Here is a 14,614-nt window from a genome sequence, read left to right on the forward strand (position 1 = left end):
AATCGCGAAATGGGGCCTCGGGCGTGTTTCACGGCTCCCCATCCTCTCATGCATCACTCGGAGCTTGCGTCTAAAATCCCGCCGAACGGTTCCCAGCTGCTGCCGCTCCAGCGCTGCAACTGCATCTGGCTCCAGATCATGTTGCTGGTTTCGCTGGTGTTCACTTCGATTCCCGGAAAGGCGGTGGGAAGCACGACGTGACTGAGCGATTTGGCCTGCTTGACGATGTTCTGTCGGGAGAGGTCATCGCCGCACTGCCGGAGTACCGCTTCAAGGATCATGCCCTGCATGTAGCCGGTGAGATAACTGGTGTTCTCGAAATCCGCGCCCGGCAGGTACTTGGCAAAGAATGCCTTGTAAGCCTGGATGCCTTCGTCGCCACTCCACTTCGCATCGGTGGGGTCCTTGTTGATGGTTCCGACGATGACGCCGGTGGAATTCTCAAGGCCGGCCGGCTTCAAAGTGCCGCCGATCGAACCCGACGGAAAGTTGATGATGACCTTGGCCTTCCAGCCGATCTCCGCAACCTTGCGGATCGCCTGCGCGGCGAATTTCGGTGTCCCGGCAATGAACAGCGCCTCGGCGCCCGAGCTCTTGAGATTGACGACCTGGGAGTCCACGGTCGGCTCGGTCACCTCATAGGCCGCCGTGACGACACGCTTGTCGAACTCTCCCTTCAGGAACGATTTGAAGGCGCTGACGTAGTCCTTGCCGAGATCGTCGTTCTGGAAAAGAATCGCATATTTTGCGCCGGGCAACGCCTTGTCGAGGAATTTGGCGTAAATTCTTCCCTCGGTCTGGTAACTGACGAGACCGGTCGTGGTCAGCGGGTAATCAGCGATCTCGGTGAATTTGCTGGAGCCACTGACGATCGCGATCGAGGGAACGCCCTTACCCCTCAGATATTTCGCCGTCGCCGAATTTCCGGGCGTGCCGAGTTGCCCGAAGATGAACGATACCTCGTCGCTTTCGACCAGCTTGCGGGCGTGCTCTACCGCTTTCGGCGGACTGTAGGCATCGTCCATCGCGATGTAATTGATCTTGCGGCCGTTGATGCCGCCCCGATCGTTGATCAACTGCACATAGGCCACCACGCCCTTGCCGACCAGGCCGATCGAAGACGCCGGACCGCTGAACGGAAATATCCCGCCGATCTTGATTTCCGTCGCGGTGACGCCGAGCTCGTCGGCGGCCAGAGCTGATGACGCGAGCAGCGAAGCGGTCACGCATGCGGCCGCGAAACCTAGTCTGATACTCATGTCTCTCTCCCTTTGCACCGGTTCGCGCCGTGCGCGTTGTTTCTCAGGCCGTCAGGTTCGGTCGCGGCTCACGTCATGCGACCTTCATCGCCTTTGCCGGTTCGACGCCGTCGAGGAACCCGACCAGACGTTGGCGGATGATCTGCTCAGCCTCGGCCATGATGCGATCGATCAAATCCTTCACCGTCGGGATGTCGTGGATCAACCCGACCACCATGCCGCAGCTCCAGGCGCCGGCATCCATTTCGCCATCGAGCATCACCTTCGGATAAACGCCCGCGACCTGTTCGTGGATGTCAGCGATCTTCAGGCTCGCGCCCTTCTCGCGCTCGATCTCGAGGAGGTGGTCGACCCCTTTGTTCTTCAACACGCGCTCAGTGTTGCGTAGCGCACGCATGACCAGCACAGTGTCGAGTTCGCTGGCCTCGACCAGCGCCTTCTTCACATTGGGATGGACCGGCGCTTCCTTTGTGGCGATGAAGCGCGTGCCCATGTTCATGCCGGCAGCACCCATCGACAGCGCGGCGACCAGGCTGCGTGCATCCGCCATGCCGCCCGAGGCCACGAACGGAATCTTCAGTTCATCCGCGGCGCGCGGCAGCAGGATCATGTTCGGGATGTCATCCTCGCCGGGATGGCCGCCGCACTCAAAGCCATCGACGCTAACGGCGTCGCAGCCAATCTTCTCGGCCTTCAGCGAATGCCGCACCGAGGTGCATTTATGGATCACCTTGATGCCGGCGGCCTTCAGCGCTGGCATGTATTGTTCGGGGCTGCGGCCGGCGGTTTCCACGGCCTTCACGCCCCCCTCCTTGATCGCGGCGATGTATTCCGGATAGGGCGGCGCGGTAAAGCTCGGTAGGAAGGTCAGGTTCACGCCCAACGGCTTGTCGGTCATGTCGCGGCAGCGGGCGATTTCCTTGGCGAGCAGTTCGGGTGTCTTCTGGGTCAGACCGGTGATGATGCCAAGGCCGCCGGCATTCGATACGGCTGCGGCCATCTCGGCGAAGCCGACATAATGCATGCCGCCCTGGATGATCGGGTGCTGGATGCCGAACAGTTCAGTGATTGCTGTCTTCACGTGAAAACTCCATTTTCCGATCAGTGGACGATTTCGAACAGACCCGCCGCGCCCATGCCGCCGCCGATGCACATGGTCACTACGCCGTACTTTGCCTTGCGCCGCCGGCCCTCGATCAGGAGGTGGCCGGTCAGCCGCGCACCCGTCATGCCATAGGGGTGGCCGATTGCGATCGAGCCGCCATTGACGTTGAGCTTTTCCGGGTCGATGCCGAGCTTGTCGCGGCAGTAGATCACCTGCACCGCATAGGCCTCGTTCAGCTCCCAGAGATCGATGTCGTCGATCTTCAAGCCGTGCCGTTTCAGAAGCCGCGGGATCGCGACGACCGGGCCGACGCCCATCTCGTCCGGCTCAACGCCGGCGGCGACAAAGCCGCGGAAGATGCCGAGCGGCTTCAGGCCCTTCTGCGCGGCGATCTTGTCGCTCATGATCACGCAGGCCGAGGCGCCGTCAGAGAGCTGGCTGGCGTTGCCGGCGCTGATGGTCTTGCCCTCGAACACCGGTTTGATTTTTGCAAGTCCTTCCGCCGTCGTATCAGGCCGCGGGCCTTCATCCTTTGCCAGGGTCACCTGCTGAAAGGTGATCTCCTTGGTATCCTTGTTGACGACCGCCATCTTGGTCGTGATCGGCACGATCTCGTCGTTAAAGCGGCCGCCTTGCAGCGCGGCGCCGACGCGGCGCTGGCATTCGAGCGAATATTCGTCCTGCTGATCGCGGCCGATGTTGTAGCGCGACGCGACGACCTCGGCGGTCTCCAGCATCGACATGTACATTTCCGGCTTCATCGCCATCAGCTCGTCATCGACCGCGTGGAAGCGGTTCATGTGCTCGTTCTGCACCAGGCTGATCGACTCGATCCCACCGCCGATCGCGACCTCGACGCCATCATGCATCACCGAGCGCGCAGCGACCGCGATCGCCTGCAGGCCGGAGGCGCATTGGCGATCGATCGTAGTGCCGGCGACCGTCACCGGCAGGCCTGCGCGGATCGCCCCCTTGCGAGCGACGTTCATCACCATGGTGCCCTGCTGCATGGCGCAGCCCATCACCACGTCCTCGACCTCGCCGGGCGCAATGCCAGCGCGCTTGACTGCCTCGGCGATCACGTGGCCGGCCAGGGTCGGGCCCTCGGTGTTGTTGAGCGCGCCGCGATAAGCCTTGCCGACGCCGGTGCGGGCGGTGGAAACGATAACTGCTTCTGTGGTCATGCTTGCCTCTCTGCCTAGGCGGCCGCGTCGAGCTGCGCGTAGCGCAACACGTGGAACGCGGGATCGCCGAACTGGATGTTGATGGAAGAAATTCGCTTGAAGTAATGGCCGACATTCAACTCGTCGGTCATGCCCATGCCACCGTGAAGCTGCACCGCCTGGTCGGCAACGAACCTGCCGGCATAACCGATCTTCGACTTGGCGCCGGAAGCGAGCCGCGAGACACCGGCTTTGCCGGCGCTGAGGCTGAGACTGAGATGCTGCATCAACGAAAACGCTTCCTGATGCGCGATGAACATATCGACCATCCGGTGTTGCAACACCTGGAAGGAGCCAATCGTCGCGCCGAACTGTTTTCGGGTCTTGGAGTATTCCAGCGTCGCGGCGTTCAACTCGGCGATCGCGCCGACCGCTTCCGCACAGAGCGCGCCGATGGCGCGGTCGCGGCAGGCTTCCAGCGCGCCCACGCCCTCGCCTTCGCTGCCGAGCAACTCTCCCCTGACGTCGCGCAGGCTGATTTCGGCGGCGCGGCGGCCGTCGATGGTCTTGAAGCTCTGCAGGTCGAGATTGGCGGCACGGCGATCGACCACGAACAGACTGACGCCGCCACGATCATGGCGATGGCCGGAGGTGCGGGCAGAGACGATCAGATAATCCGCCCAAGGCGCGGCGATCACGGCCGTCTTTTCGCCGCTCAGCAGATACTCCGTGCCGTCGCGGCGCGCCGTGGTCGAGACGCTGGCGAGGTCGAAGCGCGAACCCTTTTCAGTCCAGGCCAGCGCCCAGGTCGTCTGTCCCGCAATGATGTCGGAGATAAAGCGCTGCTTCTGTTCCTTGGAGCCGAGCTGTTCGATCAGGCCACCCGCAAGCACGACCGTTTCGACAAACGGCTCGATCACGAGGTGACGGCCGAACTCCTGCATGATGATCATGGTCGATAGCGGCCCGCCGCCGAGACCGCCGACGTCTTCGGAGAACGATGCAGCGAACAGGCCGAGTTCGGCAAATGCCTGCCATTGCTTGCGGCTAAAGCCCTCTTCGCTCGCGACGATCTTGCGGCGCGCGTCGAAATCATACTGGTCGCGCAACAGCCGCTGGACGCTGGATCGCAGCAGTTCCTGTTCTTCCGTGAACTGGATATCCATCCGATTCCCCTGTTTGCCGATCCCTAGAGACCGAGCACTGCTTTGGCGATGATGTTGCGTTGAATCTCGTTGGATCCGCCGTAGATGCTGAGCTTGCGTGAGTTCAGGTATTTCTCGGACGCGGTATGTCCGAAGTCCGGGCCGGGCATAAAATGATTGGCGCTGACCGGATGCTCACGGATCGCCAAGCCGTAGTTGCCGATCGCCCGATGGGTCAATTCGGTGATGTTCTGGAATATCTCGGTGCCGCGGATCTTGAACAGCGACGCCGCCGGTCCCGGATCGATGCCACGAGCCATCTGCGCCACGACGCGCAGTTCGGTCGCCTCCAGCGCCAGTACGTCGAGCTCGACATGTGCGATTTCCTTGAGGAATTCGAGGTGCGCCGGATCATCGGCCGGAATTTCGGCCTTCACGATCTTCTTCAACTTCTCGATGTACCGTGTCGAGCGGCCAATGCCGGCCATGCTGGTGCGCTCGTTGCCGAGCAGGAATTTGGCGTAGGTCCAGCCCTTGTTCTCCTCGCCGATCAGGTTCTCGACGGGGACCCGGACGTTTTCGAGGAATACGTCGTTGACCTCGTGCGAACCGTCGATGGTGATGATCGGACGCACGGTAACGCCGGGCGACTTCATGTCGATCAGGATGAACGAAATGCCGGATTGCGGCTTTGCGGTCGGATCGGTCCGGACCAGGCAGAAAATCCAGTCCGCGTGCTGGGCCAAGGTCGTCCAGGTCTTGTGGCCGTTGACGACATAGTTGTCGCCGTCACGCACCGCCTTGGTACGGACGGTGGCGAGATCAGAGCCCGATCCAGGTTCGGAATAGCCCTGGCACCACCAGTCCTCGCCCGACAGAATGCGGGGCAGAAACTTCTTTTTCTGCGCCTCATTGCCAAAGGTGTAGATGACGGGTCCGACCATGGTGACGCTAAAGGCCAGCGGCGGCATGGTGCCGGCACGGGTCGTCTCCTGTTCGAAGATGAAACGCCTGGTAATCGACCAGCCAGGTCCGCCGAACTCCTTGGGCCACAGCGGTGCGATCCAGCCTTTCCTGTGCAGGATGCGATGCCACAACAACATCTGCTCCTTGCTCAAATCGGTCTCGGGATTGGCAACGCGCATCTCCGCCGGATAATTATCCGCGATGAAGGCGCGCACCTCATCGCGGAACGCGGCATCCTCGGGTGAAAGCGCGAGCTCCATGGCAGATGCTCCCTACCACTTTTCGCCGAAGGGGCGGATTTCCAGCTCGAACGTCCAGGCACTCTTCGGCTGTTGATAGAGCTGCCAGTAGGACGCTGCGACCGACGACGGCGGCATCAGCAGGTCCGGATTGTCCAGCGCATCCGGCCCCAGCGCCTCGATCCGCCGCTGGCGTACCCATTCGGTGTCGACGCCGGAATCGATGATGAGATGGGCGACATGGATATTTTTCGGTCCCAACTCCCGCGCCATCGCCTGGGCCACGGCACGCAGGCCGAACTTGGCGCTGGCAAACGCGGCATAACCGGAGCCGCCGCGGAGCGACGCGGTAGCGCCGGTGAAGAAGATGTTGCCCTCCCCGCGCGGCAGCATCAGCCGCGTCGCCTCGCGTCCCGCGAGGAAGCCGGAATAGCACGCCATCTCCCAGACCTTCCGGAACACCCGCTCGGTGGTGTCGAGAATCGGATAGTTGACGTTGGCGCCGATGTTGAAGATGCAGACCTCCAGCGGCGCGTGCTTGTCGGCGTCGTTGAGGAAGGAGACGATTTCCTCTTCCTTGCGCGCGTCGAGCGAACGGGCATGGATCTCGCCGCCCGCGGCCTCGATCTCCTTGACCAGCGGCGCGAGCTTGTCGCCGTTACGGCGGCCGGCAAAGATGGTGAAGCCTTCGGAGGCGAACTTCTTGGCAATCTCGCCACCGATAAAATCGCCAGCGCCGATTACCGCGACTGTTCTGTTTCTCTTCTGCAAGGGTCTTCTCCGAATTTGCTAGGGGTGAAGCGATCTCGCCCGCTTCATTTGCGCAGCGACTCCGCCAATTTGTGTTTCAGGAGCTTTCCCGTCGAAGTGGCGGGCAGCGCGTCCATCAGGATGATCTCGGATGGCCGCTTGTAGGAAGTGAGCTGCGGCGCGACATGAGCCATCAGGTCCTGCACGGTAGCCCCGGTTCCCTTCAGCAGCTGAACGAAGGCCACGATCTCTTCATTGCCCTCGACCGGCCGCCCGACCACGGCGCATTGCACCACGTCGGAATGAGTGCTCAGCACCGCCTCGATCTCGGCCGGATAGACGTTGAAGCCGGAACGGATGATCATCTCCTTGGTGCGGCCGACGATGAACAATGCATCGCCTTCGAAGCGCGCGAGGTCACCGGTGTTGAACCAGCCGTCCGGATCGATCGCTTTCGCCGTGAGATCGGGCGCGCGGTAATAGCCGCGCATCACGTTGGGCCCGCGGACATGCAATTCGCCGATCGCGCCGTTCGCCACGACGGCGCCGTCGTGCGCGACGACCCTGGCCTCGATGCCCGAAATCAGGGTACCGACCGAATTGTCGCTGCGCGGCGCCTCCGGCCGAACGCTGGAAATCCCGGGCGAGCATTCGGTGATACCGAACGCGTTAAACAGGGGAAGTCCAAGTTCCTTCTCCACCCGCGCCTTGAGTTCGAGATCGAGCGGCGCCCCCGCGACGCCCATCAGCCGCAACGCGCCACGCTCCAGTTTGGGCAAGCCCGCCGTCTGTTTGTGTTCCAGCAGGCGCTGATAGGTGGCGGGCACGCCGTTGAGGATCGTGATGCCTTCCTCGGCCAGCGCCTTGGCGAGCCCGGCCGGACTATACTTGCTGACCAGCCGGGTCACCGCGCCAACCATCAGCGTCATCGTCAGCAGCGAGATACCGACGATATGCGAGATCGGCAGCACGCAATACTGCACGTCCTCGGCCGTCATGCTGCGTAAGGTCGCGGTACTCCTGGCCGAGAACAGCAGGTTCCGATGCGTGAGCATGACGCCCTTGGGCGTTCCGGTCGTGCCGGAGGTGTAGATCAGGACCGCGACCTGGCGGGCGCCATCGGCTTCGACCGGCTCGGGCTGCGTTACCTGGTTCAGCGCGGAAACGCCAATGCCGCGGAGCGCCCCGGTATCCTGCACCGGCGCGTTGCAGCGCGCCGCGTGCGCGGCCGCTTCTTCCGAAATGTCAGCCGTGAAGAGCATGCGCCTGGCGCCGCTGTGATCCCTGATCTGGTCGAGTTCGCGCGGCGACAGCCGCGGATTGGCGACAATCGCCCAGACATCGAGGCGGCTTGCGGCGAACAGCAGACAGGCGAGCGGAATCGAGTTCTCGCTGACAAGCATCAGGCGATCGCCAGCGCGGATGCCGAGCGCCCGCAACGCATCCACCGTGCTCCCGACCATCCGATCGAGTTCGCGATAGGTCAGGCTGGCCTTGTCGTCGATCAGCGCCGTCCGGTCAGGTGAAGCAACGACATGGGAGTCCATCACCTCGTGGATACGGTGCGGCAGGGTATTCACGATCTCGGCTGCGGCCTGCTGCCAACTCACCAATAACACCTCCCGTTGCCAAGGCCCTTTCCGGGCCCGATTCGCTCAGGACCCTGAGGTATGTTCACGCGGTCTTGCGCTGCGTCGTGCCCAACTGTGCCAGGATTTGTTCCTCGACCTCGCGCAGACTGTCCTTGCCGAAATAGATCTCGTCACCGACGAAGAAGGTCGGCGAGCCGAACGTGCCCCGCGCCACCGCGCTGTTGGTATTCTCGATCAGCTTCTTTTTGACGTCGTCCTGCTGGGCACGGGCAATGATGCGATCGATGTCGAGCCCGGAAGCCAGGAATGCATCGCGGAATACCTGCGGGTCGTCCATCTTCTTGGGCTCCACCCACATGTGGTGATAGGCCGCGCGGAAATAGGGCTCAAACAGCCCCTCGAGATCGGCTGCGACGACGCCGCGCATCAGCGTCAGGGTGTTCACGGGAAAGAACGGGTTCAGCTGGAATTTCGTGATGCTGTGGCGGCGCAGGAAGCGCTGGGTCTCGATCGCGTTGTATTCAGGCTTGTTCTTGATCCCGCGCAGCGACTCGGCGGGCGACATGTTGCCGGTCGCCTTGTAGACGCCGCCGAGCAATACCGGAACGTAGTCGAACTTGACGCCCGTACGCTGCTCGATCGCCGGCAGCGCCAATTCGGCAAGAAAGGCGTTGGGACTGCCGAAATCGAAGTGAAACTCGACTTTGAGCGGAGCAGCCATGGAACGCCCTTTCCTTCGACCAGCGGCGGTTGTTTGCCGCCCGATTGATTGTCCTGCAATCGATAGAGTTCTCTTTTAGAACTGTCAACATGATGTTCATCATGCAATTCGCTCAGCTACGGCATCCTATTGAAATGTCATGAGTTCTGATTTAGAATTTATTTGTATTGTCGTCGGAGATCGCTGGAGACGCTGATGAAATGGGATGCCCTCGAAGAGGAGCCGTGCTCGCTGGCCCGCACCGTGGCGGTTATCGGTGACCGCTGGAGCCTGCTGATCCTGCGCGAATGCTTTCTTCGTATCCGCAGGTTCGACGAATTCCAGTCGTCGCTTGGGATTACCCGGCACCTGCTGGCCGACCGGCTGAAGAAACTCGTACGCTTCGGCGTGCTGCGCAAGATTCCCTATCAGGAAGCGCCCAAGCGCTACGAGTATATCCTGACGCAGAAGGGCCTCGACCTCTATCCGATCATCATGTCAATCGTGCACTGGGGCAACATCCACATGGTCGACTCGCGCGGACGGCCGCTGCTGCACGAGCACAAGAACTGCAAGAAGATGTTCGATCCCGTCATGGTCTGCTCGGAATGCGGTGAACCGCTGACCGCCAAGGCCGTTCATGTGCATCCGGGTCCCGGTGTGCGACGATCCTCGCCGGAGCGTGCCAAGGTCTCGAGCCGCGATAGGACGTCAGGTTGAGCATGAATTTAGTCAAGGTCGCGCTTTCGCGGACGTCCACCTGCTTCCAAGCTAAGGCTAGAAAGAGGTCGTCTAGCGCAACAATGTCCATGGCCTAGATTCGCTGGTCGCAGTATTGCACTGAACCATCTGCGCTACCTTTCGGGGCGAGACAAACCGCCGGACCTGAAGAGTGCGATCTTCGCAGCATTGATGCTAGCCGAGTTAGCTATCGCACCGTTCGCGATTTTTCCGGCGCGCAAGGTTCGGCTTGGCGCCGCCAAACCCCGGTGTACAAGACGACTGGTCCCAGCCGAAATTGGCTCTAACACGAAGGTAACCTCACTACTGTCGATCGATGCTATCAGTATATCCAGCAACTGAAACCGATCGAGTCCCGAGCGTAGGCGCAACGCTTACTCGGCAACCGGCATGTTGCCAGCATCGGTTGCCAGCGGCAAAGCATCCCGTGACGCGTACGAACAATTCACTCCTTTATTTCGCTGCAATCGCGGCGTCGACCGGGCGTAGAGCAACCTTGCTGTCTCGCTTGCGGCTGAAGCGGTGCAGCGTGAGGTAGACCACCGGCGTCGTGTAGAGTGTGAGGAATTGCGATACCAGCAGGCCGCCGACGATTGCATATCCGAGCGGCTGGCGGATCTCCGCGCCGGTCCCGTGCCCGAGCGCAAGCGGCAGGGCACCGAGCAACGCCGCGAACGTCGTCATCATGATCGGGCGAAAACGTTTTAGCGCCGCCTGGAAGATCGCATCCTTCGGGTCCATGGCCTCAGTCTGCTCGGCATGGATCGCAAAATCGATCATCATGATGGCGTTCTTCTTGACAATGCCGATCAACAGGATGATGCCGATAAGCGCGATGACACTGAGCTCGAGGTTGAATGCCATCAGGATCAGCAGGGCGCCGACGCCGGCCGAGGGGATGGTCGACAGGATCGTGATTGGATGGATCAGGCTCTCATAGAGCGCTCCCAGGATGATATAAACCGCAATCAGTGCCGCGAGAATCAGGAGAGGCTGGGTTTTAAGCGAATCCTGAAAGGCCTGGGCGTTCCCCTCGAACGTGGTGATCAGGGTGGCCGGGACGTTGAGATCCCGCTTTGCCTTCTCGATCGCCTCAACGGCCTGGCCGAGCGCGGCACCTGCTGTCAGGTTGAATGACAGTGTGATCGCGGGGAACTGGCCCTGATGGCTGACCGATAGCGACCGCACGGTGCGCTTTTGTTCGACCAATGCGCTCAGCGGCACCTGGCGTCCGCTGCTGGAGGGTACGTAGATCAGGTCGAGTGCGTTTGGATCGAGCTGGAACTGCGGATCGACCTCGAGGATCACCCAATAGCTGTTTTGCTGCGTAAAGAATTGCGCGACCTTGCGCTGTCCGAACGCATCGTAGAGCGTGTCGTCGATCGCCTGCGTGGCGACGCCGAGCCGCGATGCCGTATCTCGATTGATTTCGAGCCGCAGCGTCGGACCTGCGATCTGCTGGTCGGTCGCAACATCCCGTAGCAACGGAATTCCCTGCAAGGTCCGAAGCAGGATCGGTGCCCAGTGATCGAGCTCATCGAGGTCGCTGTCCTGAAGCGTGAATTGATACTGCGTGCGACTCGCACGTCCGCCGACATTGATGTCCTGCGATGCCTGCATGAACAGCGCAATGCCCTGCACGGCGGCAAGCTTCGGCCGCAGCCGATCGATGATCTGGCTCGCGCTCGCATCGCGCTGGTTGCGCGGCTTGAGATTGATGAACATACGGGCGTTATTCATGGTCTGGTTGACGCCTCCGACGCCCACCGCGGACATCACGCCGTCGATACCGGGATCCGCCATCAGGATACGTACCAATTGCGACTGCCGCTCCAGCATGGCCGGATAGGAAACGTCCTGCGAGGATTCCGATACGGCGACGATGAATCCAGTGTCCTGCTGCGGAAAGAAGCCCTTCGGGATCAGCACATAGAGATAGCCGGTCAGGATGATGGTCGCGATGGTCGCCATCAGCGTGAGCCGCTGGTGACGCAGCACCCAATGCAGACCGGATTCGTAAACCGCCAGTATGCCATCGAAGAACTTCTCGCTGAGAACATAGAGCCGGCCGTGCTGCCTGTGCCTTTCGTCCTGCAACAGTTGCGCGCACATCATCGGCGTCAACGTCAGCGAGATGACGGTCGATACCAGGATCGCCACGCTCACGGTGACGGCAAATTCACGGAACAGCCGGCCGATGATGCCGCCCATCAGCAATACCGGAATGAACACCGCGATCAGCGACAGGCTCATCGAGATGATCGTGAAGCCGATTTCGCGCGAGCCCTTCAGCGCTGCCGCCAGCGGCGAGTATCCCTGCTCCAGGTAACGCGCCACATTCTCGACCATCACGATCGCGTCGTCGACGACGAAGCCCGTCGCGATCGTCAATGCCATCAGTGAAAGGTTGTCGAGACTGTAGCCGAGCACATACATCACCGCGAATGTGCCGACCAGCGATAATGGAACCGTGATGCCGGGAATCACCGTCGCCCACCCGTTGCGCAGGAATAGGAAGATCACCATCACCACCAGCGCGATGGTGAGCATCAGCGTGAACTGAACCTCTTCGACCGAGGCGCGGATCGTCTGGGTACGATCGGTGACGATGTGGACGTCGATAGCGGAGGGGATCGAGGCTTTCAGCCGCGGCAACGCGGCCTTGATGTGCTCGGCGGTGTGGATGACGTTGGCACCGGGTTGTCGCTGAATGATGAGGATGGCCGACGGCTGTCCATTATAAGTGCCGGACCCGCGAATGTTTTCGGCGCCATCCACCACAGTGCTGACGTCGCCGAGCCGGACCGGCGAGCCGTTGCGCCAGGCAACGATGACCGGGCGATAGCCCGCTGCGTTGAACAGCTGATCGTTGTTCTCAAGTGTAATACCCTGGCGCTGCCCGTTCAGCGTGCCCTTGGGAGCGTTGAGCGTGGCTGTCGCGATCGCCGACCGCAGGTCTTCAAGACTTAGGCCACGGCCCGCGAGTTCGATCGGATTGGCTTCGACGCGCACCGCGGGCTTTTGCGCACCGGCGATCAGCACGGCAGCGACCCCGTCGACCTGGGAGAGTTGCTGCGCGTAGATGTTGTCGGCAAAGTCGCTTACCGTCGTCATCGGCAGCGTGTCCGAAGTCATTGCCAGCACCATCACAGGCGCGTCCGACGGATTGGTTTTCCGATAGGTCGGCGGTGACGGCAAATTCTTCGGCAATTGTCCGCCAGCGGCGTTGATCGCGGCTTGCACGTCCTGACCTGCGGCGTCGATATTGCGGGCAAGGTCGAACTGTATCGAGATCACCGATATTCCGATGCCGCTCACGGAGGTGAGCTGGGCTACGCCCGGCATCTGCGCCAACTGCCGCTCCAACGGGCTGGCGACCGAGGAAGCCATCGTCTCGGGGCTCGTACCTGGCAGCTGGGCCGTCACCTGGATAGTCGGAAAGTCGACCTGCGGCAGCGGCGCGACCGGTAAAAGCAAATACGCGACGAGGCCGACCATCGCGAGACCGGACATCGCCAGTGCGGTTGCGATCGGCCGTCGGATAAAGGGTTCGGAAATATTCATCACGCACCTCTTTATTTTGGACCCTGCGCCGTGGAGGCAGTGCGTCCGCTCGCTGGAAGGGCCGCAGCCACGATGCGCGTACCGGGCCGGAGCTTGTAGTGGCCGTCGATGACGATGGTTTCACCCGCAGCGAGGCCGCTCTCGATCAGCGCCTCGCCGTTGCGGCTGGCAGCGATCCGCACGGGGCGGATTTCAACCGTGGAGTCCCGCCGGGCAACGTAAGCGTAGCTGCCGTTGGGTCCTGATTGCAGCGCGGCATCCGGCACTATCGGTCCGCGGCGGACGCCGAGCAGCAAATGGGCGCTGACGAATTGGCCGGGCCAAAGCTGCCCGTCACGATTTTGAAAGATCGCCTTGAGCCGGATCGAGCCTGTGCCCTGATCGATCTGGTTGTCGATCAGTTCGAGACGGCCTTCGCCAAGCTTGACGCGGTCGTCCTGATCATATGCCGACACGACGAGCGTTCCGCCCCGCATCGCATCGATGATCTCGGGAAGATACTTCTGCGGCAAAGCGAAAATCACGCTGATCGGCGCCATTTGCGTGACAACGACGAGTCCTCCGGAATCGGAGGCGTGAACAATGTTGCCTTGATCGATCAGGCGTATGCCGGTGCGGCCAGCGAGCGGCGAGACGATCGTTGTATAGCCTAGCTGCACGCGCGCGTTGTCGATCACCGCCAGATCATGGGCGATCGCAGCTTGATACTGCGCGACCAGCGCTTCTTGGGTATCGACGCTCTGGCGGGTGGCGAACTCCTTGACCGCGAGTTTGCTGTAACGGTCAAGATCGAGCTTGGCATTGGCGAGTAGCGCTTCGTCGCGCGCCTTGTCGGCCTCGGCCTGATGCAGTTGCGCCTCGTAAGGGCGCGGATCGATCTGCGCTATCAAGTCACCGGCCTGTACATCCTGGCCCTCGCGAAAGGCGATCTTTTTTACCTCGCCATCGACGCGCACTTTTAAGGTCACGGTGTTGTAAGCCTGGACCGTGCCGAGCCCCACCCGCGAAATCGCGAATTCATGTTCCTTCACCACGTCAGCCGAGACGGACACTGGCCGCGCAGGCACGGCGCTCGAAGTCGGTTTGACGATGCTGAAAGGAATGCCTTCGTACCACAGAAAGATCCCGGCTGCCGCAAGCCAGGAGGCAAACAGGCCCGCAATCAATAATTTACGATGGTTCATCCCAGTGATCCTGTCGTGAGAGAGGCTGACGTGCTCGATAACGTTTAGTTGTTATCCGTTCGCTTGCGCTTCTCTGAGAACGGAATTATTACTTACACGATGTAAAACTTATACATCGTAAAAGCAAGGGGCCCGATGCCGCGAACCAACGTTCTGGAGATCCTCACGGGATCTTGAAGACCGACGCCAAGGGGGCCAAGCAGCAA

Annotated in this window: 11 protein-coding genes; 1 reads left to right on the forward strand and 10 read right to left on the reverse strand. The window is 61.3% G+C overall.

Annotated features, from left to right (window positions below; all coding sequences use genetic code 11):
• Positions 1-53 precede the first annotated feature (53 nt).
• From BLR13_RS07865 to BLR13_RS07900, 8 genes are all read right to left on the reverse strand, one after another.
• Entirely contained in the window at positions 54-1,259 is a 1,206-nt protein-coding gene (locus BLR13_RS07865) for an ABC transporter substrate-binding protein (RefSeq protein ID WP_074825735.1), read from the reverse strand.
• 73 nt (positions 1,260-1,332) lie between these two features.
• The gene (locus tag BLR13_RS07870) at positions 1,333-2,340 is read right to left on the reverse strand and encodes an NAD(P)H-dependent flavin oxidoreductase (protein ID WP_074825734.1); all 1,008 of its coding nucleotides are present in this window, start codon (positions 2,338-2,340) and stop codon (positions 1,333-1,335) included.
• 20 nt (positions 2,341-2,360) lie between these two features.
• The gene (locus BLR13_RS07875) at positions 2,361-3,548 is read right to left on the reverse strand and encodes an acetyl-CoA C-acyltransferase (RefSeq protein ID WP_074825732.1); all 1,188 of its coding nucleotides are present in this window, start codon (positions 3,546-3,548) and stop codon (positions 2,361-2,363) included.
• A 14-nt stretch (positions 3,549-3,562) separates the two neighbouring features.
• Positions 3,563-4,693, reverse strand: a complete 1,131-nt coding sequence (locus BLR13_RS07880; protein WP_074825731.1) for an acyl-CoA dehydrogenase family protein — start codon at positions 4,691-4,693, stop codon at positions 3,563-3,565.
• Between the two features lie 23 nt (positions 4,694-4,716).
• Positions 4,717-5,898, reverse strand: a complete 1,182-nt coding sequence (locus BLR13_RS07885) for an acyl-CoA dehydrogenase family protein (protein ID WP_074825729.1) — start codon at positions 5,896-5,898, stop codon at positions 4,717-4,719.
• A gap of 12 nt (positions 5,899-5,910) precedes the next feature.
• Positions 5,911-6,648 carry an SDR family oxidoreductase gene (locus BLR13_RS07890; RefSeq protein WP_074825727.1) on the reverse strand — a complete coding sequence of 246 codons (738 nt, stop codon included), beginning with the start codon at positions 6,646-6,648 and terminating at the stop codon, positions 5,911-5,913.
• A 44-nt stretch (positions 6,649-6,692) separates the two neighbouring features.
• Positions 6,693-8,237: a class I adenylate-forming enzyme family protein gene (locus BLR13_RS07895; RefSeq protein WP_349517046.1), complete on the reverse strand. Its 1,545-nt coding sequence runs from the start codon at positions 8,235-8,237 to the stop codon at positions 6,693-6,695.
• Between the two features lie 64 nt (positions 8,238-8,301).
• Positions 8,302-8,940, reverse strand: a complete 639-nt coding sequence (locus BLR13_RS07900) for a 2-hydroxychromene-2-carboxylate isomerase (protein ID WP_074825721.1) — start codon at positions 8,938-8,940, stop codon at positions 8,302-8,304.
• 195 nt (positions 8,941-9,135) lie between these two features.
• On the opposite strand from BLR13_RS07900, the gene BLR13_RS07905 reads away from it, so the two are divergent.
• Positions 9,136-9,639 carry a winged helix-turn-helix transcriptional regulator gene (locus BLR13_RS07905; RefSeq protein ID WP_074825719.1) on the forward strand — a complete coding sequence of 168 codons (504 nt, stop codon included), beginning with the start codon at positions 9,136-9,138 and terminating at the stop codon, positions 9,637-9,639.
• 474 nt (positions 9,640-10,113) lie between these two features.
• Here the strand turns inward: BLR13_RS07905 and BLR13_RS07910 are convergent, their stop codons facing one another.
• Both BLR13_RS07910 and BLR13_RS07915 read right to left on the reverse strand, forming a co-directional pair.
• Positions 10,114-13,224, reverse strand: coding sequence for a multidrug efflux RND transporter permease subunit (locus tag BLR13_RS07910; protein WP_074825717.1), 3,111 nt, complete (start codon positions 13,222-13,224; stop codon positions 10,114-10,116).
• Positions 13,225-13,235: 11 nt separating this feature from the next.
• Positions 13,236-14,408, reverse strand: coding sequence for an efflux RND transporter periplasmic adaptor subunit (locus BLR13_RS07915; RefSeq protein ID WP_074825716.1), 1,173 nt, complete (start codon positions 14,406-14,408; stop codon positions 13,236-13,238).
• Positions 14,409-14,614: the final 206 nt, after the last annotated feature.

It is taken from the genome of Bradyrhizobium ottawaense (genome assembly GCF_900099825.1).
Taxonomy (GTDB): domain Bacteria; phylum Pseudomonadota; class Alphaproteobacteria; order Rhizobiales; family Xanthobacteraceae; genus Bradyrhizobium; species Bradyrhizobium ottawaense_A.

Coding starts and splice junctions, on each gene's coding strand:
- BLR13_RS07905 (WP_074825719.1), top strand. CDS start 9,136: ATGAAATGGGATGCCCTCGAAGAGGAGCCGTGCTCGCTGGCCCGCACC.
- BLR13_RS07875 (WP_074825732.1), bottom strand. CDS start 3,548: ATGACCACAGAAGCAGTTATCGTTTCCACCGCCCGCACCGGCGTCGGC.
- BLR13_RS07915 (WP_074825716.1), bottom strand. CDS start 14,408: ATGAACCATCGTAAATTATTGATTGCGGGCCTGTTTGCCTCCTGGCTT.
- BLR13_RS07900 (WP_074825721.1), bottom strand. CDS start 8,940: ATGGCTGCTCCGCTCAAAGTCGAGTTTCACTTCGATTTCGGCAGTCCC.
- BLR13_RS07880 (WP_074825731.1), bottom strand. CDS start 4,693: ATGGATATCCAGTTCACGGAAGAACAGGAACTGCTGCGATCCAGCGTC.
- BLR13_RS07865 (WP_074825735.1), bottom strand. CDS start 1,259: ATGAGTATCAGACTAGGTTTCGCGGCCGCATGCGTGACCGCTTCGCTG.
- BLR13_RS07910 (WP_074825717.1), bottom strand. CDS start 13,224: ATGAATATTTCCGAACCCTTTATCCGACGGCCGATCGCAACCGCACTG.
- BLR13_RS07885 (WP_074825729.1), bottom strand. CDS start 5,898: ATGGAGCTCGCGCTTTCACCCGAGGATGCCGCGTTCCGCGATGAGGTG.